Source organism: Actinomadura darangshiensis, from assembly GCF_004349235.1.
In the GTDB taxonomy this organism is placed as follows: domain Bacteria; phylum Actinomycetota; class Actinomycetes; order Streptosporangiales; family Streptosporangiaceae; genus Spirillospora; species Spirillospora darangshiensis.
The window spans coordinates 16,984-42,532 of record NZ_SMKY01000005.1 but is presented as its reverse complement, the minus strand read 5'-3'; the positions used below and the strand labels follow the sequence as shown (position 1 = coordinate 42,532).

Annotated in this window: 31 protein-coding genes; 11 read left to right on the top strand and 20 right to left on the bottom strand. The window is 72.8% G+C overall.

Annotated elements, in window-relative coordinates:
• Positions 1–21: 21 nt before the first annotated feature.
• Complete coding sequence (locus E1293_RS02135; protein WP_132193184.1) at positions 22–942, bottom strand: NAD-dependent epimerase/dehydratase family protein; 921 nt, start codon at positions 940–942, stop codon at positions 22–24.
• A gap of 80 nt (positions 943–1,022) precedes the next feature.
• Between E1293_RS02135 and E1293_RS02130 the strand changes: the two genes are divergently transcribed.
• A complete protein-coding gene (locus E1293_RS02130; protein WP_132193182.1) occupies positions 1,023–1,433 on the top strand; it encodes a MarR family winged helix-turn-helix transcriptional regulator in 411 nt (136 codons plus the stop codon).
• On the opposite strand, the gene E1293_RS02125 is transcribed toward E1293_RS02130, so the two are convergent.
• The 6 genes from E1293_RS02125 to E1293_RS02100 all read right to left on the bottom strand — a co-directional run bounded on the left by E1293_RS02125 (position 1,414) and on the right by E1293_RS02100 (position 6,038).
• Positions 1,414–2,148 carry an alternative oxidase gene (locus E1293_RS02125; RefSeq protein ID WP_132193180.1) on the bottom strand — a complete coding sequence of 245 codons (735 nt, stop codon included), beginning with the start codon at positions 2,146–2,148 and terminating at the stop codon, positions 1,414–1,416. The two genes, E1293_RS02130 and E1293_RS02125, sit on opposite strands and share 20 nt — an antisense overlap.
• A 138-nt stretch (positions 2,149–2,286) precedes the next feature.
• Positions 2,287–2,685 (bottom strand): NUDIX hydrolase, encoded by a 399-nt coding sequence (locus E1293_RS02120; protein WP_132193178.1) that lies wholly within the window; start codon positions 2,683–2,685, stop codon positions 2,287–2,289.
• 13 nt (positions 2,686–2,698) lie between these two features.
• Positions 2,699–3,448: an amino acid ABC transporter ATP-binding protein gene (locus E1293_RS02115; protein ID WP_132193176.1), complete on the bottom strand. Its 750-nt coding sequence runs from the start codon at positions 3,446–3,448 to the stop codon at positions 2,699–2,701.
• A complete protein-coding gene (locus tag E1293_RS02110) occupies positions 3,445–4,308 on the bottom strand; it encodes an amino acid ABC transporter permease (RefSeq protein ID WP_132193174.1) in 864 nt (287 codons plus the stop codon). The genes E1293_RS02115 and E1293_RS02110 overlap by 4 nt, the downstream gene beginning before the upstream one ends.
• 10 nt (positions 4,309–4,318) lie before the next feature.
• Complete coding sequence (locus E1293_RS02105) at positions 4,319–5,188, bottom strand: ABC transporter substrate-binding protein (RefSeq protein ID WP_243715962.1); 870 nt, start codon at positions 5,186–5,188, stop codon at positions 4,319–4,321.
• Between the two features lie 22 nt (positions 5,189–5,210).
• Positions 5,211–6,038, bottom strand: coding sequence for an SAM hydrolase/SAM-dependent halogenase family protein (locus tag E1293_RS02100; RefSeq protein WP_132193172.1), 828 nt, complete (start codon positions 6,036–6,038; stop codon positions 5,211–5,213).
• A 104-nt stretch (positions 6,039–6,142) separates the two neighbouring features.
• On the opposite strand from E1293_RS02100, the gene E1293_RS02095 reads away from it, so the two are divergent.
• Complete coding sequence (locus E1293_RS02095) at positions 6,143–7,075, top strand: LysR family transcriptional regulator (RefSeq protein ID WP_279472860.1); 933 nt, start codon at positions 6,143–6,145, stop codon at positions 7,073–7,075.
• Here the strand turns inward: E1293_RS02095 and E1293_RS02090 are convergent.
• From E1293_RS02090 to E1293_RS02070, 5 genes are all read right to left on the bottom strand, one after another.
• Entirely contained in the window at positions 7,043–8,269 is a 1,227-nt protein-coding gene (locus tag E1293_RS02090) for an NAD(P)-binding domain-containing protein (protein WP_132193168.1), read from the bottom strand. The two genes, E1293_RS02095 and E1293_RS02090, sit on opposite strands and share 33 nt — an antisense overlap.
• An 80-nt stretch (positions 8,270–8,349) precedes the next feature.
• The gene (locus tag E1293_RS02085; protein ID WP_132193166.1) at positions 8,350–8,646 is read right to left on the bottom strand and encodes a DUF202 domain-containing protein; all 297 of its coding nucleotides are present in this window, start codon (positions 8,644–8,646) and stop codon (positions 8,350–8,352) included.
• Positions 8,643–9,032 (bottom strand): YidH family protein, encoded by a 390-nt coding sequence (locus tag E1293_RS02080; RefSeq protein ID WP_132193164.1) that lies wholly within the window; start codon positions 9,030–9,032, stop codon positions 8,643–8,645. Before E1293_RS02080 ends, E1293_RS02085 begins: the two co-directional genes overlap by 4 nt.
• A gap of 52 nt (positions 9,033–9,084) precedes the next feature.
• On the bottom strand, positions 9,085–9,714 hold the full coding sequence (locus tag E1293_RS02075; RefSeq protein ID WP_132193162.1) for a MerR family transcriptional regulator: 630 nt from the start codon (positions 9,712–9,714) through the stop codon (positions 9,085–9,087).
• 107 nt (positions 9,715–9,821) lie between these two features.
• Positions 9,822–10,541: an IclR family transcriptional regulator gene (locus E1293_RS02070; protein ID WP_132193160.1), complete on the bottom strand. Its 720-nt coding sequence runs from the start codon at positions 10,539–10,541 to the stop codon at positions 9,822–9,824.
• 110 nt (positions 10,542–10,651) lie between these two features.
• Between E1293_RS02070 and leuC the strand changes: the two genes are divergently transcribed.
• The 4 genes from leuC (at position 10,652) to E1293_RS02050 (ending at position 13,543) form a co-directional block, all read left to right on the top strand.
• Entirely contained in the window at positions 10,652–12,049 is a 1,398-nt protein-coding gene (leuC, locus tag E1293_RS02065; RefSeq protein WP_132193158.1) for a 3-isopropylmalate dehydratase large subunit, read from the top strand.
• 9 nt (positions 12,050–12,058) lie between these two features.
• Positions 12,059–12,646 carry a 3-isopropylmalate dehydratase small subunit gene (leuD, locus tag E1293_RS02060; protein WP_132193156.1) on the top strand — a complete coding sequence of 196 codons (588 nt, stop codon included), beginning with the start codon at positions 12,059–12,061 and terminating at the stop codon, positions 12,644–12,646.
• Positions 12,647–12,890: 244 nt separating this feature from the next.
• Complete coding sequence (locus E1293_RS02055) at positions 12,891–13,106, top strand: SCO5555 family protein (protein ID WP_132193154.1); 216 nt, start codon at positions 12,891–12,893, stop codon at positions 13,104–13,106.
• Positions 13,107–13,264: 158 nt separating this feature from the next.
• Positions 13,265–13,543, top strand: coding sequence for an HU family DNA-binding protein (locus E1293_RS02050; protein WP_026403810.1), 279 nt, complete (start codon positions 13,265–13,267; stop codon positions 13,541–13,543).
• 82 nt (positions 13,544–13,625) lie between these two features.
• Here the strand turns inward: E1293_RS02050 and E1293_RS02045 are convergent, their stop codons facing one another.
• Positions 13,626–13,829, bottom strand: coding sequence for a S1 domain-containing protein (locus E1293_RS02045; protein ID WP_132193152.1), 204 nt, complete (start codon positions 13,827–13,829; stop codon positions 13,626–13,628).
• A gap of 10 nt (positions 13,830–13,839) precedes the next feature.
• Positions 13,840–14,517 (bottom strand): 2-phospho-L-lactate guanylyltransferase, encoded by a 678-nt coding sequence (gene cofC, locus E1293_RS02040; RefSeq protein ID WP_132193150.1) that lies wholly within the window; start codon positions 14,515–14,517, stop codon positions 13,840–13,842.
• 91 nt (positions 14,518–14,608) lie between these two features.
• On the opposite strand from cofC, the gene E1293_RS02035 reads away from it, so the two are divergent.
• From E1293_RS02035 to E1293_RS02025, 3 genes are all read left to right on the top strand, one after another.
• Entirely contained in the window at positions 14,609–15,418 is an 810-nt protein-coding gene (locus E1293_RS02035) for a lysophospholipid acyltransferase family protein (protein WP_132193148.1), read from the top strand.
• A 17-nt stretch (positions 15,419–15,435) separates the two neighbouring features.
• Entirely contained in the window at positions 15,436–16,425 is a 990-nt protein-coding gene (locus E1293_RS02030; RefSeq protein WP_132193274.1) for an NAD(P)H-dependent glycerol-3-phosphate dehydrogenase, read from the top strand.
• Between the two features lie 71 nt (positions 16,426–16,496).
• Positions 16,497–17,618 carry a D-alanine--D-alanine ligase family protein gene (locus E1293_RS02025; protein ID WP_132193146.1) on the top strand — a complete coding sequence of 374 codons (1,122 nt, stop codon included), beginning with the start codon at positions 16,497–16,499 and terminating at the stop codon, positions 17,616–17,618.
• A 15-nt stretch (positions 17,619–17,633) separates the two neighbouring features.
• Here E1293_RS02025 and E1293_RS02020 read toward each other — a convergent pair whose 3' ends face one another.
• From E1293_RS02020 to E1293_RS01995, 6 genes are read right to left on the bottom strand one after another with little or no spacing between them, the layout of a single operon-like run.
• A complete protein-coding gene (locus E1293_RS02020) occupies positions 17,634–19,490 on the bottom strand; it encodes a beta-propeller domain-containing protein (RefSeq protein ID WP_207938626.1) in 1,857 nt (618 codons plus the stop codon).
• A 35-nt stretch (positions 19,491–19,525) separates the two neighbouring features.
• On the bottom strand, positions 19,526–19,951 hold the full coding sequence (locus tag E1293_RS02015) for a carboxymuconolactone decarboxylase family protein (RefSeq protein ID WP_132193144.1): 426 nt from the start codon (positions 19,949–19,951) through the stop codon (positions 19,526–19,528).
• The gene (locus E1293_RS02010) at positions 19,944–20,783 is read right to left on the bottom strand and encodes an NAD(P)-dependent oxidoreductase (RefSeq protein ID WP_132193142.1); all 840 of its coding nucleotides are present in this window, start codon (positions 20,781–20,783) and stop codon (positions 19,944–19,946) included. Before E1293_RS02010 ends, E1293_RS02015 begins: the two co-directional genes overlap by 8 nt.
• Positions 20,780–21,514: an SDR family oxidoreductase gene (locus E1293_RS02005; protein WP_132193140.1), complete on the bottom strand. Its 735-nt coding sequence runs from the start codon at positions 21,512–21,514 to the stop codon at positions 20,780–20,782. Before E1293_RS02005 ends, E1293_RS02010 begins: the two co-directional genes overlap by 4 nt.
• On the bottom strand, positions 21,511–22,977 hold the full coding sequence (locus E1293_RS02000) for an aldehyde dehydrogenase (RefSeq protein ID WP_207938625.1): 1,467 nt from the start codon (positions 22,975–22,977) through the stop codon (positions 21,511–21,513). Before E1293_RS02000 ends, E1293_RS02005 begins: the two co-directional genes overlap by 4 nt.
• A 16-nt stretch (positions 22,978–22,993) precedes the next feature.
• Positions 22,994–23,743: an enoyl-CoA hydratase-related protein gene (locus tag E1293_RS01995; protein ID WP_132193138.1), complete on the bottom strand. Its 750-nt coding sequence runs from the start codon at positions 23,741–23,743 to the stop codon at positions 22,994–22,996.
• A gap of 74 nt (positions 23,744–23,817) precedes the next feature.
• On the opposite strand from E1293_RS01995, the gene E1293_RS01990 reads away from it, so the two are divergent.
• Together E1293_RS01990 and E1293_RS01985 are read left to right on the top strand one after the other, a co-directional pair.
• Positions 23,818–24,393 carry a TetR/AcrR family transcriptional regulator gene (locus E1293_RS01990; RefSeq protein WP_132193136.1) on the top strand — a complete coding sequence of 192 codons (576 nt, stop codon included), beginning with the start codon at positions 23,818–23,820 and terminating at the stop codon, positions 24,391–24,393.
• Entirely contained in the window at positions 24,386–25,522 is a 1,137-nt protein-coding gene (locus E1293_RS01985) for an MFS transporter (protein WP_132193134.1), read from the top strand. The genes E1293_RS01990 and E1293_RS01985 overlap by 8 nt, the downstream gene beginning before the upstream one ends.
• Positions 25,523–25,549: the final 27 nt, after the last annotated feature.

Below are 25,549 nucleotides of genomic sequence, written 5' to 3'. Positions count from 1 at the left end.
CGCGTCCGAGCCGAGCGCGGGTCAGGATGCCTGACTTCGGCGCAGCCAGGCCACGTGGTCGGCCACGGCGGCCTCGATGTCGTAGGCGAGGGTGAATCCGGTGTCGCCGTGGAGGCGGGACGTGTCGAGGACGAGGTTCTCGTCCGGTGCGTCCGGCGAGCGGCCGTCGGCCAGCTCGATCGCGGCGTCCGGGACGACCTTCTCGACGGCCGCGGCGACCTCCGCGTTCGTCGTGGCGTGTCCGGAGCCGATGTTGTAGATGCCGTGGTGCACCTTCTCCGTCGTCTGGAGGAGCGCGATGGCGCGGCCGCAGTCCCGCGCGTAGAGGGCGTCGATGCCGTCGCCGGCGTACGCGGTGCACGGCTCGCCGCGGACGGCCGCGTTCACCAGGCCCGGGATCGCGAAGAACGGGGAGGACGGGCGGCCGAGCGGCCCCCAGATCGCGCCGATCCGCAGGATGACGGCCGTCTCGCCCGACACGACGGACGTCAGCTCCTCCGCGGCCCGCTTGAACGCCGGGATCGTGTGCGGCGTCCCCGGCGGGAGCGGCGCGTCCTCCCGCAGCGGATTCTCCCGGACGCCCCCGTACACGCCGATCGTGCTGGCGACGCAGATGCGGCCGACGCCCCAGTCGCGGGCGGCTTGCAGCGCGTTGAGCAGGCCGGACGTGTTGGCGCGCAGCTCGTCGATCGGGTCGAGCGCGCCGAGGCCGACGCCGGCGAGATGGACGATCCCGGTGATCGGATGCCGGTCGCCGAGGCCGAGGAACGCGTCCCGGTCGGTCATGTCCAGCGGCTCGACGGCGACGCGTCCGGCGGGACGGAGGAAGGCGGGCGGCGGGCCGCTGCGGTGCCGGGTCAGAACGCATTCCTCGCCGAGATCGAGAAGCGCCTGCGCGACGTGGGAGCCGATGAAGCCGAGGCCGCCGGTGACGAGGATCATGCCGTCTCCAATCGTTAGCACGCTATTGAGAGCGTAGGGCGGCACATCGCTAGCATGCAAACGATTTGTAGGATTTCCGGATGGAAGACCTGCTGAGGCTGTTCACGCGAGCGCACAAGCTGCTGCGGGCGGAGACCGACGCGGCGATGAGCGAGCACGGCGTGCGCGTCGGGCAGAACCTCGTGCTGGAGGTCCTCTGGGAGGAGGACGGCCTGGCGCCGGGCGAACTGGCCGCGCGGCTCGGGCTGACCACTCCGACGATCGTCAACACCGCCACCCGGATGGAGACCGCGGGCCTGGTCGTCCGGCGGCGGGACCCGGCCGACGCGCGGCTCGTCCGGCTCTACCTCACCGACCGGGCGCGCCGCGCGGAGGCACCGATCAGGAAGGCGCGGCGGCGACTGGAGGAGCGAGTCACCGCCGCGCTGACGGAGGAGGAGCGGCGCCACCTGGGCAGCGCCCTGGAGAAGATCATCGACGAGCTGTCATAGGCGCGTCCTGGAAGCGCGGGTGCCGCATGTTGACCAGGCTGTCGAGCTTGTGGGCCCGCTCGTCGTGGCCGATCTGGCGGAGCAGGTCGGCGACCGTGTCGTACCGGCCGTACTCGGCGGCGTACGTGGCGGGCGCCGGGACGTGCTCCAGCTCGGGGTGCTCGGCGACGTAGGACATGTACTCGTGCTCGGCGTGGTCCTCGAAGTCGGCGTTGAGCCGGTAGCTCAGCTCGGGCCGCACCAGGAACAGCAGCCACGACACGTGGTAGTAGAAGAACGCCACGAGCCACGGCGCCAGCCGGTGCAGCACGAACGACTGCCTCAGGCCGTCCCGCTGGACGAGGTCCTGGAGGATCAGCAGGTGCCACTGCTCGTTGTCCTGCTCCTCACGGGTCTCGGCGATCCGCTCGTACACGCGTTTGGCGAGCGCCGAGCGACGCCGGTTCCGGGACAGCGACAGGTAGCCCATCCGCTCCCACGCCTGGTAGGGGACGCGGGCGATGAACTCCAGCATCGTGAACTTCACCAGCGTGCGCTCGCGGCCGTAGACCAGGTCCATCTGCTTGAACAGCATCCGGGCGAGCAGGCCGTACTTCAGCCGCGGGCTTTCGAGCGTCTCGATCTGCGCGGCGCGCAGCTCCATGCGGGAGAGCTTCGGCGGGCCGGCGTGGACGGGGACGTCGGGTCGGGTGAGGGTCTGCGTCGTGTTCGTCATGGCAAGGATGCTCCGTGCACGGCATGGCCGGGGGCATCGGCCCACAAGAGGCACCTCGCCTACGCTCGCCGATCACCTTCCCGCGCCCCGGATACCGCCGCGGGCGTAAGGGACGACCCTGAGAGCGACTAGGGGACGTCAGGTGAGGAGGCCGTGTTCGCCGGCGAGGTCCAGGGCCGCCTGGGCCGCGGGGGCGAGGAGGTGGCGGTCGGACGTGCCCACGTAGACGTACTCGTCCACCTCGCCGGCCGCGGCCATCGCGCCCTGGTAGGCGGCGGTGAAGCAGGCCATGCGGACGTGGGTGAAGTCGGGCTGGTCGTGGGCGGGGGCCCGGATGACGCCCAGCTCGCGGAAGGACGTCCGGTCGAGCTCCAGGTCCAGCTCCTCGCGGACCTCGCGGGACAGCGCCGACCAGTCGTCCTCGCCCGGCTCGCGCTTACCGCCGGGGAGGTAGAGGAGGTCGCGGCCGCGCGACCGGACGGCGAGCATCCGGCCGTCCGACACCTGGATCCATGCGACGACGTCGAGGTCTTCCACGGTGATCAGTCTCCTACAGGCGGCGGGACGCGAGGACGCGGCGCAGGAACTCGCGGGTGCGGGGCTCGGCGGGCTCGGCGAAGATCTGCTCGGCCGGGCCGCGTTCGAGCAGGACGCCGTCGTGCAGGAAGCAGACCGTGTCGGCGATGTCGCGGGCGAAGCCCATCTCGTGCGTCGCGAGGACCATCGTCATGCCCGCGTCCTTCAGCTCCCGGATGATGCCCATCACCTCGGTGACGAGCTCCGGGTCGAGCGCGGACGTCACCTCGTCCAGCAGCAGGAGGCTCGGCCTCCCCGCCATCGCCCGGATGATCGCGACGCGCTGCTGCTGGCCGCCGGACAGCCGGTCGGGATACTCGGCGGCCTTGTCGGCGAGGCCGAACCGGTCCAGCAGCTCGCGGGCCTGCTCCACCGCCTCGGCGCGCGAGCGCTTGTGGACGCGGACCGGCGCGAGCGTGATGTTGTCCAGCACCGACATGTGGGGGAACAGGTTGTAGGACTGGAACACCATGCCGATGCGCTTGCGGACCTCGTCGGGGTCGGCGCCCGGGTCGGTGATGTCCTCGCCCTCCAGGAAGACGGCGCCGTCGTCGACCGTCTCCAGGACGTTCACGCACCGCAGCAGCGTCGACTTGCCGGACCCGGACGCGCCGATCAGGCAGACGACCTCGTGCGCCGCGACGTCCAGGTCGACACCGCGCAGCACCGGCTGCGCCTGGTAGGTCTTCCACACGCCTTCGACGCGCAGCAGCGGATCGCTCATGTGCCGCCTCCGGGGGCGCGGCGCCGCTCGGCGCGTATCGCGAGATGGTCGGTGAACCGGGCCATCGGCACCGTCAGCGCGATGAACAGCACCGCCGACGCGAGGAACGGCGTGTAGTTGAAGGTGTCGGCCGAGTGGATCTGCGCCTGGCGGAGCGCCTCCAGCGGGCCGAGGACGGCGACGAGCGCGGTGTCCTTCTGCAGGGACGCGAAGTCGTTCAGCAGCGGCGGGACGACGCGGCGCACCGCCTGCGGGAGGACGACGAAGCGCAGGCTCTGCGCCCGGGTGAGGCCGAGGGACCTGGCCGCCGCCTGCTGGCTCGGATGGATCGAGTCGATGCCGGCGCGGAACACCTCCGCGACGTACGCGCCGTAGGAGAGGACCAGCGCGAACCCGCCCAGCACGGCCGGGTCGTCCGGGACGCCCTGGAGCCGCAGCGCGGGCAGGCCGAACCCGACCAGGTACACCAGCAGGATCGTCGGGATGCCCCGGAACACGTCGGTGTAGGCGACGGCCAGCGCCCGCAGCGGGAAGAACAGCGGGTTGCGCAGGCCGCGGGCGAGCGCGACCAGCAGCCCGGCGGCCAGGATCACCGGCTCGGCGATCAGGAAGATCCGGACGTTCAGCCAGAAGCCGCGCAGGACGTCCGGAAACGCGCCGGCGAACTCGTCCCAGTTGAAGAACGTCTCGTGCACCCGGGGCCAGCCGGGCGACGACACGACGACCGCCACCACGACGACGGCGCAGAGAATCGTCGACGCGCTGGCGAGCGACGCCGACCGCACGCCCGCGCGGCGGCGGCGCCGCTCCCGTTCGAGCTGCCGCTCGCTCTTGACCCAGGTGCCTCCGGTGGCGGTCACGTCGCCGCGGTCACTTCAGCACGGGCGCGCCGGCCGACGCGGTCAGCCAGCGCTCCTGGATCTCGGCCAGCTCGCCCGACGCCTTCAGCTCGCCGATCGCCTTGTCCAGACAGCCGGCCAGGGCGTTGCCCCGCTCCAGCAGCAGCCCGAAGTGCTCGGTCCCGCCGCCCTGCGTCTGCGGCAACTGCCCGACGATCTTGGCGTCCTCGACCTGGGCGGCGGTCACGTAGAACGCGGTCGGCAGGTCGACGACCAGCACGTCCACCTGCTTGTTCTTCAGCGCGTTGATCGCGTCGATCTGCGTGTTGAAGATCTTCGGCTGGCCGTCGGGCCGGAGCTGCTTCTGCACCGCCTGCAGCGCGGTCGTGCCCACCTGCACGGCGATGCGCGCCTTCTTCAGCTCGGCGATGGTCGTCGCGTCCGCGTACTTCGTGTCCTTCAGCGCCACGACGCCCTGCTGGACGTCGTAGTAGCCGGTGCTGAACGTGACGGCCTTCTCCCGGGCCGGGGTGACCGAGACCTGGTTGACGTCGAAGTCGAACTTCTTCGACCCGGGCGCGTAGGACGACTCGAACGACTCGACGGTCCAGGTCACCTCGTCCTTGGTGAAGCCGAGCCTGTTCGCGACCGCGTAGGCGACGGCGCTCTCGAAGCCCTGCCCGTTCTTGGGGTCGTCGTCCTTGAACCAGGGCTCGAACGCGGGCTTGTCGGTGGCGACGGTCAGCTTGCCGGGCGTCTTCAGGGGCAGCTTGTCCTTGGCGCAGGACGCCGGGCTCTTGGACGGGGACACCGCGTCGTCCTCCTGCGGGGCGCAGGCGGTGACGGCGAGGGACAGCGCGGCCAGGCCGGTGAGGGCGGCCGACAGGGGGCGGCGTATCAAGGGGTGCCTCCAGCTTTCATGGTCAGGAGTGGGGGGCGGCCGCGCGGAGGGTGAGGGCCTGGACGCCCGCGAGGCCGAAGATGTCGGTGGCCGAACCCTGGTTCACGGCCAGGCCGAGCCAGCCGGACGAGTCGATCCACAGGAGCGGGTCGCCGGTCGCGACACCGCCGAAGGTCTCCTCGAACGTGACGCGTGCGGAACCGGGTTCGGGAACGGTCCAAGCGACGTCCAGGGGCGAACCCGGGGCCAGGTCGCCGAACGCCGCCGTCAGATCGTCGCGCTCGGCGCCGAGGACGAGGCTGCCGAAGCGGTCGGTGTAGAGCACCGGGACGGTCAGCCCACCGCCGGCCGAGGCCGGTGGCGGGACGTCGAGGGGGAGTGGGTCGACCCGCCGTCCGAGGCCGGCCACGTCGACGCCGTTCGCGATGTGCGCCGCGGCGGGGGAGAAGATGTCGCGGCCGTGGAACGAGGTCGACACCTCGGGCAGCCGGTACGCGGGATTCTCCAGCGCGTGCGCCCGGACGGCGCCGCCCAGCTTCTCTGCGGCCGGGACGAGGAGGCCGTTGTCCGGCCCCACGAGCACGTCGCCGCGCCCGGTCTCGATCGCGACGGGCAGCCGGGGCGTGCCGACACCCGGGTCGACGATTCCCGTGTGCACGCCGACCGGAAGGTACGGCAGCGCCTGCCGCAGGAGCATCGCGCCCTCGCGGACGGCGAACGGCGTGATCTCGTCGCTCAGCACGAGCACGTTCGCCGCGGGTGCGATGGAGTACACGACGCCCGCGCAGATCGCGGTGTACGCGGCGCCGAAGTCGGTCGCCAGGCTGATGAACGGGCGGCTCTCGGACATGGGCGACCTCGGCGGGACCTGCGGGGATGACGGTGCGGAAGGCGAGAAGAGTACCAAGCGGGGAGATCATCCCCGAACCGCGGCCAGGCCGTATCCTGCCTGGGGTGCGCGCCGAAGCCCTGGACCCCGTCCTGCTGCGGACCTTCGTCGCCGTCGCCGACCTCGGCTCGTTCACCGCGGCCGCCGCCGCCGAGGGCTATACGCAGTCCGCCGTGTCCCGGCAGATCGCGGCGCTGGAGGACGTCTGCGGGGTGGAGTTGTTCGCGCGCGGGGCGCGGGGCGTCCGCCCGACCCCGGCGGCCGAGCACCTGCTGCCGCACGCGCGCGGCCTCCTCGACCGCCTCGCCGACACCGCCCGCGCGCTCGAAGGGCTGCGCCGGCTCGACACCGGGACGCTGCGGGTCGGCGCGTTCCCCACCGCGAACGCCGCGCTCGTCCCGCGCGCCCTCGCCCTGTTCCGGACCCGGCATCCGGGGGTGCGGCCGGTGCTGCGCGAGGGCACGACCGAGCGGCTGCTGCCGATGCTGGAGGCCGGCGACCTCGACATCGCGCTGGTCAGCACGCACAAGGTCCCGTCGATCGACGCCGACGGCCTGGTGCCGCTGCTGGACGACGCGCTCCTCGTGGCATTGCCCGCCGGCCACCGGCTCGCCGCCAGAGAGCGCGTCCCGCTGGCGGACCTGGCGGACGAGCCGTGGATCGTCGCCGACGATCCCAACGCGATCGCCGCCCTGCGCGCCCGCTGCGAGGCGGCCGGTTTCGACCCGCGGACGCCGCTGCGGGTCGCCGAGTGGATCTCCAAGCTGGGCCTGGTCGCGGAGGGGTTCGGCGTCACGCTCGTCCCGGCGCTCGCGGCGGCCGCCATGGCGCGGGACGGCGTCGTGCTGCGCGCCGTGACGTCCGGCCGGCCGCGCCGCACCGTCTACGCGGCCGTCGGACGCCACGCGCGCCGCTCCCCGCCCGCGACCGCGTTCCTGGCGATGCTGCGCGAGGCGGCGGCCGGGCTAGGGGAGCGCGGCGACGACCTCCACCTCTAGCAGCGCGTCGGGGTGGAACAGGCGGGACACCTCGACGGTCGTGCTGGTGGGCGCCGGACCGGTGAAGTGCTGCCTGCGGACGGCCCCGTACTCCGGCAGCCGGTCCAGGTCGGTGACGAACGTCCTGATGTTGACGACGTCGCCGAAGCCGGCCCCGTGCGCGGCGAGGATCCGGTCCAGCAGCGAGAAGATCACCTCTGACTGCCGGGTCATGTCGCCGGGCGCGTCCACCTCGCCGTCCTCGCCGAGGGCGATCTGCCCCGACACGTACAGCATCGCGCCCTGCGTGACATGGGCGGTGTGGGAGTAGTTGCTGTTCGGCGGCGCCGGGACGGACGCGGGGTTGTCGAGCGTGAGGCGCATCGGCGCGCTCCTCCTGATGTGGTCGGCGAGTGCGATGATGTCGTGGCCGCCCAGCCCGGCTTCGAGCGCGGCGTCCGTGCGCTCGCGCACGGCGGACAGGACACCCGATGGGGTGGAACCGTCCAGGGCGAGGGCGAGGTCCTTGGCGGCCAGGGCGAGCGTGAAGCGCGGCGGGTCGCCAGGGGCGCTCTCCCCCAGGCGGCGCGCCTGGGGGCTGGTGCGGCTCAGCGCGTCCAGGGCCAGGCCGGTGTCGGTGCCGAGCCGGTCGGCCATCGCCAGTGCCTCGCCTAGAACGGCGAAGCTCGCGACGAGGACGCCGTTCAACACGAGCTTGAGCGCGGCGCCCGAGCCGGGCGGCCCGGCGTGCCGGATCTGCCCGAGGGCCGCCAGCGCATCGGTGCAGCGGGCGAGGTCGTCGTCCTCGGCACCCGCGAAGATCACCAGCTCGCCCGCCTCCGCCTGCGGGATGCTCCCCGAGACGGGCGCGTCGACGTACCCGATGCCTTCGGGCAACCGGTCGCGGATCCGGTGGACGGCGTCCGGGCCGATGGTCGACATGTCGGCGATCACGGCGCCCGGCGGCAGGGCCGGAGCCGCGCCGCCGGGACCGAACAGGACGTCCTCGACGGCGTCCGCGTCGGTGAGCATCGTGATGACCAGGTCGCGGTCCTTGCCGGCCCCGGCGGGCGTGCCGGCGACGGCGGCCCCCGTGAGCGGTGCCGCCCTCGCGGGGGTGCGGTTCCAAACTGTCAGGTCGTGGCCGGCGGCGAGCAGCCGCCCGGCCATGGGGACGCCCATGCGTCCCAGTCCGAGAAAGGCGATTCGTGTCATGGCGTGATCGACGTTAGGCGCCGGGGCAGCCATGTCACCAGCGCAGACTTCGCGCGTCGGCCATGCGAGCCGCGCATACCTCAGACTGTGAAGAGGATGGCCACGAGCCCCAGTAGGACGGTCAGCCCGGTCGTGATCAGGACGGAGACCGGGTCGGCCGCGCCCTGGGGAAGGTGTCGGCGGGCGTGCAGGCCCATCCGGGTCCGGCGCAGCATCAGCGCGGCGCTGCCGCACACGACCGCCGCCGCGGCGGCCGCGCCCGGCGCGGAGGGAGCGAGCCGCACGCACAGCAGCCCGGCGACGACCAGCGAGAGCGTGGTCCGGGACCAGGCCAGCGCCGTCCGCTCCGGCTGCGCTCCCGGGTCCCGGAGCCTCACCTGGTGGCCAGCAGGGCGGCGAGCAGGACGATCGCGGCGACGGCCAGGCCGTAGGACATGATCGGGGCCAGCGCGGGCGGCGGCAGCGTCTCGGCGCGGCGCAGGGCGCGTTCGGTGCGCAGCCAGCGGCGGAACGCCAGGGCCGCGACCAGCGCGCCGGTCGCGGCGAACCCGGCGGCGAGGACGTTGCGGAGCACCGGCTCGACGAGGTCGCCGGCGAGCGCGAGGCCGATGCCGCCCGCGATCAGGGCCAGCGCCGTCCGGATCCAGGCCAGGAACGTGCGCTCGTTGGCCAGGGTGAAGCGGGGATCGGGATCGCTGCCCTCGGCGAGCAGGCGGTCGGTCCACCTGCCGCCGGGGGGATCCGGGGGCTCTGTCGCGCTCATCGCCTCTCATGGTAGGCGACGAAAACCCACCTAATTCCTCGGAAAACCCTGGTCAGGCGTGGTCGAAGCGGCGGGCAGAGGCGTTCTCCTGCGCCATCCGGTGCAGGGCCGTGAGCACCTGCTCGTAGAGGATGGTGGAGACGAGCAGGGAGTGGACGGTCCGGGCCCGGGGCGTGCCGGCGGGGACCCGGCCGACCTCGTGCTCGGCGACCTCGGCGGCGGCCTTCACGTAGGGGCGCAGGTCCTTGAGGGTGATCGGGTAGCCGAGCCGGCGAAGCGCCACGAACGTGTGGGCGAGCAGGTCGCGGGAGGGGGCGCCGGCGCCGACCGTCCAGCCGAGCTCGCCGACGAGGGCGTCGACGTCCTCGCGGGCGGCCCGCCAGTGCGGGTCGTGCGGGGCGGCGACGTGCGGGCCGACCGCGTGCTGGGCGGCGGCGAACAGGTCGTGCAGGCTGACGCCGTCGTCCTCGATGGCCCCGACGATCTCCTGGATCGCCGAGATCGGCAGCTCGCCGACCTCGCGCAGCGCGCTGATCAGCCGGAGCCGCTCCAGGTGCCGTCCGTCGTAGTCCGAGCGCGTCGCGCTCACCGCCGAGCCCTTCGGGAGCAGTCCCTCCCTGATGTAGAACTTGATCGTCTGAACCGTGAGCCCGCTCCGATCGCTGAGCTCGGAGATCTGCACCGTCGCACCCCTTGACCGCTTGCTGGAAGGCAACGGTATCGAGGTCGGGGGATCGGAAACCGGCACTATCCAGAGTCTGTCCGAGTTGTGGTGATTCGCGGCGACCGTCAGGACGCGGTGCGGCGCATCCCCTCGGAGATCTTCTCGGCGGCGGCGGCGACCGGGGCGGCGTGCAGGCGGCCGGGGGAGCGCGACAGGCGCTCGAGCGGGCCGGACACGGAGACGGCGGCGATCACCCGTCCGGCGGCGCCGCGGATGGGGGCGGAGACCGAGCCGACGCCCTGCTCGCGCTCGCCCACGCTCTGCGCCCAGCCCCGGCGCCGGACGGACGCGAGCGTCGTCGCCTCGAACTTGGCGCCGCGCAGCCCGCGGTGCAGCCGGTCGGGCTCCTCCCAGGCGAGCAGGATCTGCGCGGCCGAACCCGCCGTCATCGGGAGCGCGGCGCCGACCGGGATGGTGTCGCGCAGGCCGCTGGTGCGCTCGGCGGCGGCCACGCAGACCCGGACGTCCCCCTGGCGGCGGAACAGGGAGGCGCTCTCGCCGGTGAGGTCGCGCAAGTGGGCCAGGATGGGCTGCGCGATGGCGAGCAGGCGGTCCTCGCCCGCCGCGACCGCGAGCTCGGCGAGCCGCGGCCCGAGGATGAAACGCCCCTGCGTGTCGCGGTGCACGAGGCGGTGGTGCTCCAGCGCGACGGCCAGCCGGTGGGCGGTGGGGCGGGCCAGCCCCGTCGTCTGGACGAGCTGGGCGAGCGAGGCCGGGCCCGCCTCCAGCGCGTTCAGTACGAGAACCGCTTTGTCAAGTACGCCGACTCCGCTAGAGTTGTCCATGCCTTGATATTGCCGTCTCGAAATTTGAGATGCAAGCCGAGGTGACAGAGACACGGCGCACCGGTGGCCGGCACCGGGCGACGACGATCATTACAGGTGAGGTGAACGTGATGGGCCGAACACTGGCCGAGAAGGTGTACGACGCGCACGTCGTACGGCGCGCCGAGGGCGAGCCGGACCTCCTCTACATCGACCTGCACCTGGTCCACGAGGTCACGAGCCCGCAGGCGTTCGACGGGCTGCGGATGGCGGGCCGCCAGGTCCGCCGGCCCGACCTGACGATCGCCACGGAGGACCACAACGTCCCGACCACGGACCTGCTCAAGCCGATCGCCGACCCGGTGTCGCGCACGCAGGTCGAGACGCTGCGCAAGAACTGCTCCGACTTCGGGGTCAGGCTGCACCCCATGGGCGACGACGGCCAGGGCATCGTGCACGTCATCGGCCCGCAGCTCGGCCTGACCCAGCCCGGCATGACCGTCGTGTGCGGCGACTCGCACACCTCCACGCACGGCGCGTTCGGCGCGCTCGCGTTCGGCATCGGCACGAGCGAGGTCGAGCACGTCCTCGCCACCCAGACGCTGCCGCAGGTCCAGCCGAAGACGATGGCCGTCACGGTGAACGGCACGCTGCCGGGCGGCGTCACCGCCAAGGACCTGATCCTGGCGATCATCGCGCGGATCGGCACCGGCGGCGGCCAGGGCCACATCATCGAGTACCGCGGCGAGGCCGTCCGGTCGCTGTCGATGGAGGGCCGCATGACGGTCTGCAACATGTCCATCGAGGCCGGCGCCCGCGCCGGGATGATCGCCCCGGACGAGACGACGTTCGAGTACCTCAAGGGTCGCCCGCACGCGCCGTCCGGTGCCGACTGGGACGAGGCCGTCGAGTACTGGACGTCGCTGCGCACCGACGACGACGCGGTCTTCGACCGGGAGGTCGTGATCGACGCGGCCGAGCTGACCCCGTTCGTCACCTGGGGGACGAACCCGGGCCAGGGCCTGCCGCTCGCCGGGTCCGTCCCGGACCCGGCGTCCATCGGCGACCCGGTCAAGCGGCAGAACGCCGAGCGCGCCCTGGAGTACATGGGCCTCACCGCCGGGACGCCGCTGCGCGAGATCGCGGTCGACACCGTCTTCGTGGGCTCCTGCACCAACGGCCGCATCGAGGACCTGCGGGCCGTCGCGGGCGTCCTCGAAGGCCGCAAGGTCGCGGGCGGCGTCCGGATGCTGGTCGTGCCCGGCTCCATGAAGGTCAAGAAGCAGGCCGAGGAGGAGGGCCTGGACGCGGTCATCTCCGCGTCCGGCGCCGAGTGGCGCGAGGCCGGCTGCTCGATGTGCCTGGCGATGAACCCCGACAAGCTCGCCCCCGGCGAGCGCAGCGCCTCCACGTCCAACCGCAACTTCGAGGGCCGGCAGGGACCCGGCGGCCGCACCCACCTGGTGTCGCCCGCCGTCGCCGCCGCGACCGCCGTCACCGGCCGCCTGGCCGCTCCCGCCGACCTGTAAGGACACACGATGGAAGCGTTCACCACCTACTCCGGGCACGCGGTGCCGCTGCGCCGCAGCAACGTCGACACCGACCAGATCATCCCGGCCGTCTGGCTGAAGCAGGTCAGCCGCACCGGGTTCGACAAGGGCCTGTTCTCCGCCTGGCGCGAGGACCCGGACTTCGTCCTGAACCGGCCGCAGTACGACGGCGCCGGCATCCTGGTCGCCGGGCCCGACTTCGGCACCGGCTCGTCCCGCGAGCACGCCGTCTGGGCGCTGCAGCAGTACGGGTTCCGCGTCGTCATCGCGCCGCGCTTCGGCGACATCTTCCGTAACAACTCCACCAAGATGGGACTGCTGCCGGTCATTCTTACGGCCGAGCAGGTCGAGGCATTGCAAAGCGCCGTCGAGAATGACCCGGCCCTGGACATCACCGTCGACCTGGAGAAGCGCGAGGTCCGCTGGGGCACCGAAGCCGCGTCGTTCGAGATCGACGACTACACCCGCTGGCGGCTCCTGGAGGGCCTCGACGACATCGGGCTGACCCTGCGCCACGCCGAAGCCATCAACGAATTCGAAAAAACTCGCAACCCGCTCCTCCCGACCGCCGCCTGAGCCGCAGCCGCCCAGGCGGCGATACCGCCTGGGCCGCTGACTACCATGCTTACGGACGCACCTACATCAGCCATCGCCGCACCACGCAGCAAGCTCAATCGCCGCGATCGCGTCCGAAGGCAGGGTCGAGCGAAGCAAGACCCTGATCGCGCAGTGAGCCGCTAGGCGAGCCGGAGCGATGCAGCGATCGCACGCGGTGCTCGACGATGGAGGGCCGCCAGGCCCGAAGGAGGAGAGCACTGCCATGGACGCTGAATGGGACGATCCGGCGTTGACGCAGCTCGCGAGGCAGTTGCGTGACGCTCACCGGGCCGTGGCGCCGCTCCCCGCGCAGGACCGGCAGCGGCTCATCCGCCACCTGCTGGCGATCACCGATCTGGCGAAAAGGGACGCCGAACTGGCCGCCCGCAGGCTGGACGCGTTCCTGGCCGATTTCCAAGACAGGCCCGACGTCGGTTAGCGTGCGCAGTGGCCGGATCCGGTCCGGTCACCCGGCGAGACGGGGGCGAGGCCGACAAAAACGCCAGCGACACGCCAACTCTTGCGTGCAGGTGATTGTGTCCATGCTGAGGGTCCCTTAGTTTCGTTCGGGCAAGGGGGGAACTAGAGGAGTAACCCATGAACAAGCGTGAGCTGGTCGACGCGATCTCTGACCGGCTGGGCAGCAAGAAGGCCGCAGCCGAGGCCGTCGACGCCATCCTGGAGGCGATCCAGACCGCCGTCGCCAAGGGCGACAAGGTCGCGATCACCGGGTTCGGTTCGTTCGAGAAGGCCGACCGGCCTGCCCGTACGGCCCGCAACCCCGCAACGGGCAAGACCATCGAGGTTCCCGCGACGTCCGTGCCGAAGTTCAAGGCGGGCGCCGACTTCAAGAACCTGGTGGCCGGCAAGAAGTAAGCCGCACCGCGTCAGCGCCCGGGACCGTGCCAATACGGTTCCGGGCGCTGAGGCATCTCTGGGGCCGGGGCGGCCGGAGGGGTCAGCTGGGGAGCGGGAACGTCGACAGGGTCACCGCCGAGACCCGGTCGCCGGCCAGCGCCAGGTTCACCCGCTGGCCGAAGCGCAACAGCCGCAGGCCGCCCGCCGCGAACGCCTCCGCGTCGAACGGCAGCTCCGTCCCGTCGTCGAGCAGCACGCTGCCGGTCCGCGTCTCCGCGTCGAACGCCTTCACCGTCCCCTGCATGACCGGAACTCTAGGCCAACGACGGCAGCCGGGACGCGATCTCGGCGGTGCGCGGACCGGTGCCCAGGGCGAGGGCGGCGCGCAGGTCCTCGGGGGTGTCCACGTCGCGGCGGACGCTGTCGGTGCCGGGCAGCAGGATCTCCCTGGCGCCGCGGGCGCGGTGCGCGGTGCGGGAGTCGCCGCCGAACGCCGGGGAGAACGGGACGCCGGGACGCGCCGTGTAGAGGGTCGTGCCGATGCCTGCGGCGTCCGGGACGAACGACTCGGGCGCGTTCCCGGCCGCGTCGAGGACGCGGGCGAGTTCGTCCGGCCGCAGCGCGGGCAGGTCGGCGGAGAGCGCGCCCACCCCCGCGTCCGGGGACAGCTCGCGGCCCCGCCCGGCGCCGTGCACGAGCGCCGGGTTCAGGCCCGCGTCCGGGACGTCCGGGACGATCCGGGCGCCGAGGGCGGCCAGCTCGGCCGCCGGAAGGGGATCGTCGGTGACCACGATCACGTCGCGGACCCGGTCGCAGCGCAGTGCCGCGGCGACCGTGTCGGCCGCGACGGCGAGCGCGAGCGCCTCCCGGTGCGGGCCCGCCGCCGCCGACATGCGGGTCTTGGCCTTGGCGAGGACCTTCACGGGCACGACGAGCGACCAGCGCAGCGAGGGCGTGCCGCGCGCTGCCGTGGACGGTGCTGGTGTAGACATGGCAACTCGACACTATGCGCACGCAACCGCGACACTTGAGGACACCCCACGTTCACTCCCCGGGGACGGATCCAGAGAGAAGGGGACGGGCATGAGCCACGGGTATTCGCCGGCTTGGCGGAAGCTCACGATCGTCATCCTGCGCCCGCTGCTGTTCGGCCTGCTCAAACGGGACTGGCGCGGCCGGGGCAACGTACCCGGGAAGGGCGGCGTCATCATCGCCGCCAACCACATCTCCGAGTCCGACCCCTTGGCGCTCGCCCACTTCGTCTACGAGTCGGGCCGCTACCCCGTCTACCTGGCCAAGTCCACGCTGTTCGACGTGAGGTTCATCCGGGCCGTGCTGCGCGGCACCGGCCAGATCCCCGTCTACCGCGACCGCGCCGACGCGTCCCGCGCCCTTGAGGCCGCCGAGAAGGCCCTGGTCGACGGCGAGTGCCTGATGTTCTACCCGGAGGGCAGCTGCACCCGCGACCCGGAGCTGTGGCCGATGACCGGCCAGACCGGCGTCGCGCGGATGGCGCTGCAGACCGGCGCCAAGGTCGTCCCGGTGGCGAGCTGGGGCCCGCACGAGCTGATGCCCTACAAGAAGGGCGAGCAGAAGGGGCTGGCGGGCAGCCTGAAGAAGGGCTTCCACCCGCTGCCGCGCAAGACGATGCGGGTGATGGCCGGGCCGCCGGTCGACCTGTCGGCGTACGCGGGCCGGCCGCTCGACCGGGACACGCTGCGGGCCGCCACCGACGACATCATGGCCGCGATCACCGGCCTGCTCGGCGAGCTGCGCGGCCAGGAGCCGCCCGCGGAGCGCTACGACCACCACAAGGTGCTCGAAGAGCGCCGCGCCGCGGTGGCCGACCCGGCCCGCCCGGAGGCCGCCGAGCCGAAGGCGGCCGACTCGTGACCTTCCGTACCGCGGTGATGGGCTCCGGGTCCTGGGGCACCACGTTCGCGAAGATGCTGGACGACGCCGGCGGCGAGGTCACCGTATGGGGACGCCGCTCGGAGGTCGTCGAGGGCATCAACGAGCGGCACGAGAACACCGAGTACCTGCCGGGCGTGCCGCTCCCCGAGGGCGTCCGCGCGACGCTCGACCCGGCGGAGGCGCTGCGCGGCGCCGACTTCGTGGCGCTGGCCGTCCCGGCGCAGACGCTCCGGGAGAACCTCGGCGGGTGGGTCCCGCTGCTGCCGCGCGAGGCCGTCCTCGTCAGCCTGATGAAGGGCGTCGAGCTCGGCACCACCCGGCGCATGTCGGAGGTGATCCGCGAGGTCGCCGACGTCCCCGAGGAGCGGGTCGCGGTGTTCAGCGGCCCGAACGTGGCGCGCGAGATCGCCACCGGCGAGCCCAGCGCCGCCGTCGCCGCGTGCGTGGACGAGGACGCCGCGCGCGGCCTCCAGGCGGCGACCATGACCTCCTACTTCCGCGTGTACACCTCCACCGACGTGATCGGCTGCGAGCTGGGCGGCGCGGTGAAGAACGTCGTCGCCCTCTGCGTCGGGATGTCGGCCGGGCTGGGGTTCGGCGCCAACACCCAGGCCCTGCTGATGACCCGGGGGCTCGCCGAGATCACCCGGCTGGGCGCGGCGCTCGGCGCCGACGAGCACACCTTCGCGGGCCTCGCCGGGATGGGCGACCTCGTCGCGTCCTGCGTCTCGCCGCTCGCGCGCAACCGGACGTTCGGCGAGAACCTCGGCCGCGGCATGACCCTGGACGAGGTCATCGCCGTCACCAGGCAGACGGCGGAGGGCGTCAAGTCGGCGGAGGCGGTGCTGGAGCTGGCCCGCAAGCACAACGTGGAGATGCCGATCACCGAGGCGGTGACCGCCGTGCTGCACCGCGGCATGCCGATCAAGGAGGCGGCCATCTCGCTGATCTCGCGGTCCCCGAAGCCCGAGCGGTACGGAGTGTGAGGGCGCGGCGGCGGACCGCGCCCGGATCGCTCGTGGCCGATCCGGGCTGATCACCGGTAGGCTCGGACCCCATGTCCCAGGTTTCTAAGATCCGCGTGGCCGTGGTCTTCGGCGGGCGCAGCTCCGAGCACGCGATCTCCTGCGTCACCGCGGGCGCCGTCATGGCCGCCATCGACCGGGACCGGTACGAGGTGGTGCCGATCGGCATCGCCCGCGACGGACGCTGGGTGCTCCCGCCCGGGGACCTGCGCCTCGCGATCGAGGACGGCCGGCTGCCCGAGGTGACCGGCGCCGGCAGCCTCCTCGCGCTGCCGTTCGATCCCGAGAACCGCGGCCTGATGGCGATCGAGCCGGGCAAGGTGCCCGCGACGCTCGGCGACGTCGACGTGGTGCTGCCGCTGCTGCACGGCCCCTACGGCGAGGACGGCACCATCCAGGGCCTGCTCGACCTGGCGGGCGTCCGCTACGTCGGCGCCGGCGTGCTGGCCAGCGCCGTCGGCATGGACAAGGGGTTCATGAAGCTCGTCTGGCAGGCGCAGGGCCTGCCCGTCGGCCCGTACGTCCTGGTCGGCGACCGGGAGTGGCGGCGCGAGCGCAAGCGCAAGATCGACGAGATCAAGGAGCTGGGCCTCGCCGCCGGCACCCCCGTGTTCGTCAAGCCGGCCCGCGCCGGGTCGAGCATGGGCATCACGCGCGTCACCGACGAGGCCGATCTGGAGGCGGCGGTCGAGACGGCCCGCGAGCACGACCCGAAGGTCATCGTGGAGGCCGCCATCGAGGGCCGCGAGATCGAGTGCGGCGTCCTGCAGGGCCTGGACGACGGCCCGGCGGAGGCGAGCCCGCCCGCCGAGGTGCTGGTGGCGGGCGACCACGCGTTCTACGATTTCGAGACCAAGTACCTCGACGGGGCCACGACGATGGCGATCCCGCCGGACCTGCCGCCCGCCGCGATCGAGGAGGTCCGCCGCATCGCCGTGCAGGCGTTCGACGCGCTCGACTGCGAGGGGCTCGCCCGGGTCGACTTCTTCCACACCCCCGACGGCCGGTGGATCCTCAACGAGATCAACACGATGCCGGGCTGCACGCCGACGTCGGCGTTCCCGAAGATGTGGGCCGCGACGGGGCTCGACTATCCGGCCCTGGTCGACCGGCTGATCCAGACGGCGCTGCGGCGCTCCACGGGGCTGCGCTAGCCAGCGGGCGGCTGACTAGTCGTAGGGGAGCCGGTCGCCGTCCTTGAGGGTGGACGCGTCGACGGCGCGGGCACCGTCGTCCGAGAACGTCCAGAGGGTGTCGCCGACGACGAGTGAGCGGGTGACGCCCGTGCCGGGAGTCTCGCTGGGGTTCCGGACGGTACCGGCCATCGTGATGCCGGTGCCCGTGACCTTGAGGGCGAGCGCCTCGGGCGTCCCGCCGTCACGCTGCCGCACGGGGACGACGGTCAGGCCGGTCTTCGGCCAGTACAGGAACGCGTGCGGATCGAACTCGACTTGGGACGTCGTTCCGGGGAGCGTGTAGGAGCCGATCCGGCGCGGCTCGCCGGAGACGTCGAAGAGGGAGACCTGGAGGCCGCTCGTCCGTCCGGAGGCGTCGGCGTCCTGGCCCACGCCGAGTAGTCTCCCGTCGGCCGTGGGGTGCAGGTACGCGGAGTAGCCGTTGATCTTCAGCTCGCCGGTGAGGCGCGGCCGGCGCGGGTCCTTCAGGTCGACGACGTACAGCGGGTCGGTCTGCCTGAACGTCACGACGTAGGCGGTGGGGCCGATGAACCGCACGGAGTGGATGCGCTCGCCCTTCCCGAGCCCGTCGAGCCGCCCGATCTCCTTGAGGCTTCCGCCTTGCTGCGCCAGGACGTACACCGAGCTCTGGGACGACCTGTCGTCCGGCTCCACCTGGCTGGTCGTCGTGGCCATGCGCAGGTTCCCGTCGTGCTCCGACATGGAGTACTGGTTGAGCAAGAAGCCCTTCACCGAGCCCGCTGCCACATAACGGGGGCGTCCCTTGCCGCTGACGTCGAACTTGTACACGTCCGTGTGCGACTCAGGAGTCTTCTTGCGCGGCCACGTGAACAGCTGCGGGGGAGTGCCCGTGACGTACAGGCTCTTCCCGTTGCCGTAGACGGTCGAGCCGTCGGCGGTCACCGCGACCGGCCGCGGGTCGCCGAGGCCCTTCGCCAGGTCGAACGTCAGCACGGTCAGCATCGACGAACCGGCGTACGAGGACGGGCGGCTGACCTGGTCGCACGGCGTCCGGAAGCTCTGCCCGCCGTCCAGCTGGAAGGCGGGGAGCCAGGCGTCGAGCGGAGCCTCCCAGACGGCGTCCCGGTTGGCCGCCACGGACTTCTTCCGGCCGTTCCCGCCCGGGAAGTAGATGCGCGGCCGGGAGTGCACGACGACGCGCACCGTCGAGCCGCTCTGCCGCGCGTCCAGGTAGTCGGTGCCGGACGTCATCGACCCGGCGACCTTCGGGGCGCCGGAGAGGTCGACCAGCGTCAGGCGCATCGTCTGCTGCGGCGACGGGAGGGGACGCTGTCCCGGTGCCGGCCGGTCGAAGGGCACCATCCGTGCGCTCCGGCTGAGGACGAGCGCACGGTCGCCGCTCAGCAGCAGCTCCCCGTCGCCGGACCGGTGGCCGCCCGGCAGTTCGAGGGTGTGCGTCACCTTGCGGGTGGCCGGGTCGATGACCCTGAGCCGCCCGTCCGCGACCGTGACGATCCTGCGGCCGTCGGTCTTCACCTGGTCGGGCTCGTCCGCGCCGGGCTCGTGGGAGTTGGTGGTGGAATGCTCCGGTGCCGCCCCGGGCGCCTTGGCGGCGCTCGGAGCCTTCCCCAGCGCCCGGATGCCGTCGGCGGGAAGCGCGGGCGTGTCGTCCAGGCCGAACGGGCCGACCTTGTCCGCCGTGGCGCGCTGGAGCTCCTCGTGGAGCTTGTCGCAGCCGTCATAGGCGACGAGCCGTACCGGCGGAGCGCTCGGGACCGTCCGGTCGCCGCGGCCTGGGGACCCTGAGCATCCGGCGATCCCGGCCAGCAGGAGCGCCACCGCGGCCGGTGCGAGGAGACGACCGTCCATGGACCTTGGACGCTCGCACCGGCCCGCCGGTTGCGCTATCCGCCCTTCTTCTTCCGTTTCTCGTGTTTCGCGATCAGGGTGTCGATCTGCACGCTCAGCTTCGAGCCGAGCGGCCAGCCGATGTAGTGGGTCAGGAAGATGCCGATCTCGCGCAGCTCGTCCGGCGACAGCTCCCCGTTGGCCAGCGCCGCCAGGATCTGGATGTCGAGGACGTCGTTGAGCCCCTGGCCGGCGAGGACGCCGACGAGCAGGAGGCGCCGGTCGCGCAGGCTCAGCCCCGGCCGCGTCCAGATGTCGCCGAAGAGGTGGTCGACGGTGAGGCCGAAGAACTCGCCGGGCGCGTCCCCGATCTCCCAGCCGTAGACCTGCCGCATCATCTCCAGCCCGCGCTCGCGCCGCTCGTTCGTGCCGCTCGGAGGCCGCTGATCCCCCACGCCCCCGGGCTCGCCCTGCTCAGCCATCGTTCTCCTCCGCCAGGCCGAGGCCGGGGCCGAAACGCTCCTTGGCGATCTGGGCGAGCGGGGTGTCCACCCCGAGTTCGTCCGCCAGTTCCAGCGCGAGGGCCAGGTCCTTCTCGCCGAGGTCGCGGGTGTGCCGCAGGACGTCGTACAGGTCGTCGTCCGGTTTCATGGGCGCGGTCGTCGGCCGCAGCATGAGCATGCCGGGGCCGCCGGTGAGCGCGTCGGTGTGCCGGACGATCCGGCCCAGCTTGCGCAGCGACACCCCGGACGCCTCCGCGAGCCGCTGCGCCTCGGCGGCGGCGGTGTACCCGACGAAGGTGAGCATGTTGCGGGCCAGCTTGGTGCGGGTGCCGGCGCCGACCGGCCCCATGTGCAGGACGAGCTCGGCCCACGCGCCGAACGGCTCCCGGCAGCGCTCGAACGCCTCGTCCGTCCCGCCGACCATCACCGCGAGGGTGCCCGCGCTCGCCCCCATGAACCCGCCGCTGACCGGCGCGTCCACCACCTCGATCTCGTACCGGCGGGCCCGCGCGGCGAGGTCCTCGGCGGTCTTCGCGCGGATCGTCGAATGGATCGCGAGGACGGTGCCCGGACGCGCGCTCGCGAGCACCTCCGCGCCCACCTCGTCCACCTGGGCGTCGTCCCGGACCATGATCGAGACGAGGTCCGCGTGCGCGGCCACGTCGGCGACGCTCCTGGCGGCCCGCGCGCCCGCCTCCACCAGCGGCGCCATCGCCTCGGCGCGCGTGTCGTACACGATCAGGCCCTCGCCGGTCAGGTGCCCCGCCATGGGCGCGCCCATCTGCCCGAGCCCGATGAAACCGGTCGTCATGAGCGGAACACCTCGCCGCCGTCCACGTTGATGATCTGCCCGGTGATCCAGGCGGCCTCGTCCGACAGCAGGAACAGGCACGCGCCGACGAGGTCCTCGGGCGAGCCCATCCGCTTCAGCGCCATCTTCTCCTGGACGATCTTCTGCGACATGTTGCCGGGGACGACGGTGCGGTTCGCCTCGGTGTCGATCGGGCCGGGCGCGATCGCGTTCACGCGGATGCCCATGCTGCCCAGCTCGTGTGCGAGCTGCTGGGTGAGGCCGTTGATCCCGACCTTGGCGAGCCCGTAGAAGCCGGAGTACTGCCACGCCGCCGTGGACGACTGGTTCACGATGGAACCGCCGCCGCGCGCCTGCATGTGGGGGAGGCAGGCGCGTGCGCAGAGGAGCGCGCCGTCCATGTTCACGGACATGAACCTCTTGTAGTAGTCCCAGTCGACGGTGAAGAGGAAGTCCAGCTTCATCGTCCCGAAGATGGCGGCGTTGTTGACGAGATGGTCGATCCCGCCGAACCGCTCCACGGCCGCGTCCGCCATGGCCTGGACCGAGGCGGGGTCGGAGACGTCCGTCCGGACGAACAGGCCCTTGATGTCGTCGGCGACGGCCCGGCCGCGCTCGTCGACGTCCGCGACGACCACGTGCGCTCCCTCGGACGCCAGCGCCCGCGCGTACGCCTCGCCGATGCCCTGCGCGGCCCCGGTGACGACCGCGACCCTTCCCTCGAACCTCATGACGCACTCTCCGCGATCGCCTTGGTCTCCAGGTACTCCTCGAAGCCGGCCACGCCCATCTCGCGGCCGATGCCCGACTGCTTGTAGCCGCCGAACGGCACGTCGGCGCCGTACCAGACGCCGCCGTTCACGCTGACCGTCCCGGCGCGCAGCCGCTTCGCGACGGCGCGCGCCCGCTCGGCGTCGCCGCCGTGCACCGCGCCGGACAGCCCGTAGGGCGAGTCGTTGGCGATCCGGACCGCGTCGTCGTCGCCGTCATGCGGCAGCATCACCAGCACCGGCCCGAAGATCTCCTCGCGCGCCGCGCGGGAGTCGTTGGTCAGCCCGGTGACCAGGGTCGGCTCGACCCAGAAGCCCTTGTCCCGGCCCTGCGGGCGGCCGCCGCCGCACGCGAACGCGCCGCCCTCCTCGACGGCCAGCTCCAGGTAGCCCTCGATCCGGTCGCGCTGCCGGGCGGAGATGACCGGGCCGCAGATCGTCCGGTCGTCCTGCGGGTCGCCGGTGCCGAGCTTCGCCAGCGCCCCGGCGGTCACCTCGGCGGCCTCGTCGTAGCGGTCGCGCGGGACGAGGATCCGCGTGGTGATCGCGCAGCCCTGGCCCGCGTGCGCGATCCCGGCGAACGCCGCGTACGAGCACGCGGCCCGGAGGTCGGCGTCGTCCAGCACCACGAACGCCGACTTGCCGCCGAGTTCCAGGAACACCCTCTTGAGCGTGGCGGCGGCGCTCGTCATCACGCTGCGGCCGGTCGCGGTGGAGCCGGTGAACGACACCAGATCGACGCGCGGGTCCTGGGCGAGCTGCTCGCCCAGCCCGTGGTCGGACGACGTGACGACGTTGACGACGCCGGGCGGGATGTCGGTCTCGTCCGCGACGACCTCGCCGAGGACGGCCGCGCACCAGGGCGTGTCGGGCGCCGGCTTCAGCACCACCGTGTTCCCCGCCGCCAGCGCCGGGCCCAGCTTGGCCAGGTTGATCTGGTGCGGGAAGTTCCACGGGGTGATGGCGCCGACGACGCCCGCCGCCTCCCTGCGGACCCACCGGTCGCTGGGCATCCCCATCGGCTCGGCGCGTCCGAGGCCGCGCTCCCACTCGTAGCCCTCGGCGAGGTCGGCGAACCAGCCCAGGTCGTCCACGGGCGCGTCGAGCTGCGCCCCGAACGTCAGGAACCTGGGCGCGCCCACCTCCTTGATCGTGAGTTCGCGCAGCTCGTCGGCGCGCCTGCGCAGCCCCTCCCGGAGCTGCCGCAGGCACCGCACCCGGAACGCGTGGTCGGTGGCCCAGCCGGTCTCGTCGAACGCGCGGCGGGCGGCGCCGATCGCGCGGTCCATGTCGGCGGCGGTGGCGTCGGCGGCGGTGCCGAGCACCTCCTCGGTCGCGGGGTTGATCGTCTCGAAGGCGCCGCCGCCCGTGCCGGGGACGAGCCGCCCGTCCAGCAGAAGCAAGCGGTCGATTGTTCTGGACACGTGTCCAGACTACAGTTCAGGGCAGGCGGGAACGCAAGGGCCGATCCGGCGGAATCGATCCCGCGGCGGTCAGGGCGAGGGCCGTCTCGTTCCGCAGCGCGTCGGGCTCGGACAGTGGCGCCTGGGTCAGGATCGAGGTCCGGGCGGCCCGCAGGGCCGGTTGCGGCAGGGACGCGATCCGGGTCGCCAGGGCGAGTGCCGTCTTGAGTGCTTCGCCGGGAGCCGTGAGGGTGGTGATCAGCCCCCACCCGGCGGCTTCCCGCGCGGGGATGCGGCGGGCCGTGAGAAGGGCGTCCAATGCCCGGGAGTGCCCGGCCAGGCGGGGGAGGCGGACGGTCGCGCCGTCCAGGGACGGGAGGCCGTGCTCGAAGTTGAGCAGGCCGAACTCGGCGGTCTCGGAGGCGACCCGGAGGTCGCACCAGAGGGCCAGTTCGAAGCCGCCGCCGAAGCAGTAGCCTTCGATCGCGGCGATCACCGGCTTGGACGTGCGGGTCCGCGTGACCGCCATCGGGGGCGGGCCGTCGAGCGCCGGGGCCGGGAACTCGCCGGCGGCCATCGCCTTCAGGTCGCTGCCCGCGCAGAAGGTGCCCCCGGCGCCGGTCAGCACGGCGACCCTCGCATCGCCCGCCTCGAAGCCGTGGACGGCGGCGGCCAGTTCGCGGGCCGCCGGGGCGTCCACCGCGTTGCGGCGGGACGGGCGGTCGAGCGTGATGATCTCGACCGGTCCCTCGTGTTCGGTTCGCACGGTTTCGGTTCGCGTGGTCATGCGTCCTCCCTGTCTAGATCGATCGTCATAGTAGATAGACCGATCTAGTGACGGCAATGGCTAGGGTGGCGGGCATGACGCGCGACACACGGACCCGGCTGCTGGAGGCGAGCGCGCAGCTCTTCCGCGAGCAGGGCTACACGGGGACGGGGCTCAAGCAGATCACCGCGGCCGGCGAGGCGCCCTGGGGGTCGCTGTACCACTTCTTCCCGGGCGGGAAGGAGCAGCTGGGGGCCGCGGCCGTCCGGCATTCGGGGGACCGGTACCTGCGGCTGTTCGACCTCGTCTTCGCGCGGGCCGAGCAGGACACCGTGCAGTCGGTGCGCGACTTCTTCCAGCTGAGCGTGGAGGCGCTGCGGAAGTCGGACTGGGGTGACGGGTGCCCCATCGCGACGGTGGCGCTGGAGGTCGCCGGCACGAGCGAGCCGCTGCGCCACGCGTGCGCGGAGGTGTTCGCCTCGTGGGAGGCGGCCATCGCCCGGCGGCTGACCGCGGCCGGGATCGCGGCGGAGCAGGCCGGAGACCTGGCCACCTATGTGCTGAGCGCCTTCGAGGGGGCGCTCGTGCTCAGCCGGACGGCGCATGACGTCCGTCCGCTGAACGTGACCGCGGACATCGTGGCGGAGACGCTGCGGGCCCGGCTTGGCTGAGGCGTTCCGCCGGCGCGTCAAGGTCGGCGCCGTCTACGGCGGCGCGCTGCTCGGCCCGCTCGGCGGCGGGGTCGTGGCGCCGATGCTGCCCGAGATCGGGCGGGCCGTGCACGTGTCGGCAGGGGCGGCCGCCTCGTCGCTGACCGCCTACTTCGTGCCGTTCGCGCTGGTGCAGGTGGTCTCCGGGACGGTCGGCGAGCGGTGGGGGCGGCGGCGCACCGTCCGGATCGCCTACCTCGCCTACGCCGTGGGGGCCGTGGTGTGCGCGGTCGCGCCGTCCCTGCCCGTCTTCCTCGCCGCGCGGGCGGTGCTGGGGACGGCGAACGCGTTCACCTCGCCGCTGCTGCTCGCCGGACTCGGCGACATCGTGGCCCGCGACCGGCTCGGCCGCGCCGTCGGCGTGTACTCCAGCTGCCAGGCGGCGGGCCAGTCGTTCGCCCCGCTCGTCGGCGGGATCGCGGCGGCGTCGTCCTGGCGGCTCGGGTTCGTCGTCGTGGCCGCGGCGGCGGGCCTGCTGGCGTTCGCGCCGCCGCCCGGGGAGCCGCGCCCGGCCACCGCGGCGCCGCCGTGGCGGCCGCTCGTCAGCCGGCGGATGGGCCTGCTGTCACTGGCGTCGCTGATGTCGTACATCGGGGCGTCGGCGCTGCCGTTCATGGTCGCGCTGTACGCGCGGGAGCAGCTCGGCGTGAGCCCCGGCCTGACCGGTGTCGCGCTGCTCGGGTTCGGGGTGGCGGGGCTCGTGCTGGGCGCGGTGTGGGGCCGGGTCGCCGAGCGGTTCGGGGCGCGCCGGTGCGGCGGCGCCGCGGCCGTGGTCACCGGGGTCTTCGTCGCGGTCGCCGGGCTGTCCGGGACGGCCGGTGAGCTGGCCCTGTGGTGGACGCTCGCCGGGGCGGGCGCCTCGATGATGATCGTCGCGCTGCAGAGCCTCACGCTGCGGGCCGTCCCGCGCAACCGGGGCGGGGCGCTGTCGGCGGTGTCGGCGTTCCGGTTCGGCGGCGGCGCGGTCGCGCCGCTGGTGTGGCTGCCGATCTACCACGCGCGGCCGGCCGCGGCCTTCGTCGCGGCCGCGTGCTCGCTGCTCGTGGTGGTCCCGGCGCTGGCGCTCCTCGGCGACCCCCCGGCGGAGTGATCGTGACCATGCGGACTGTCCGGATGT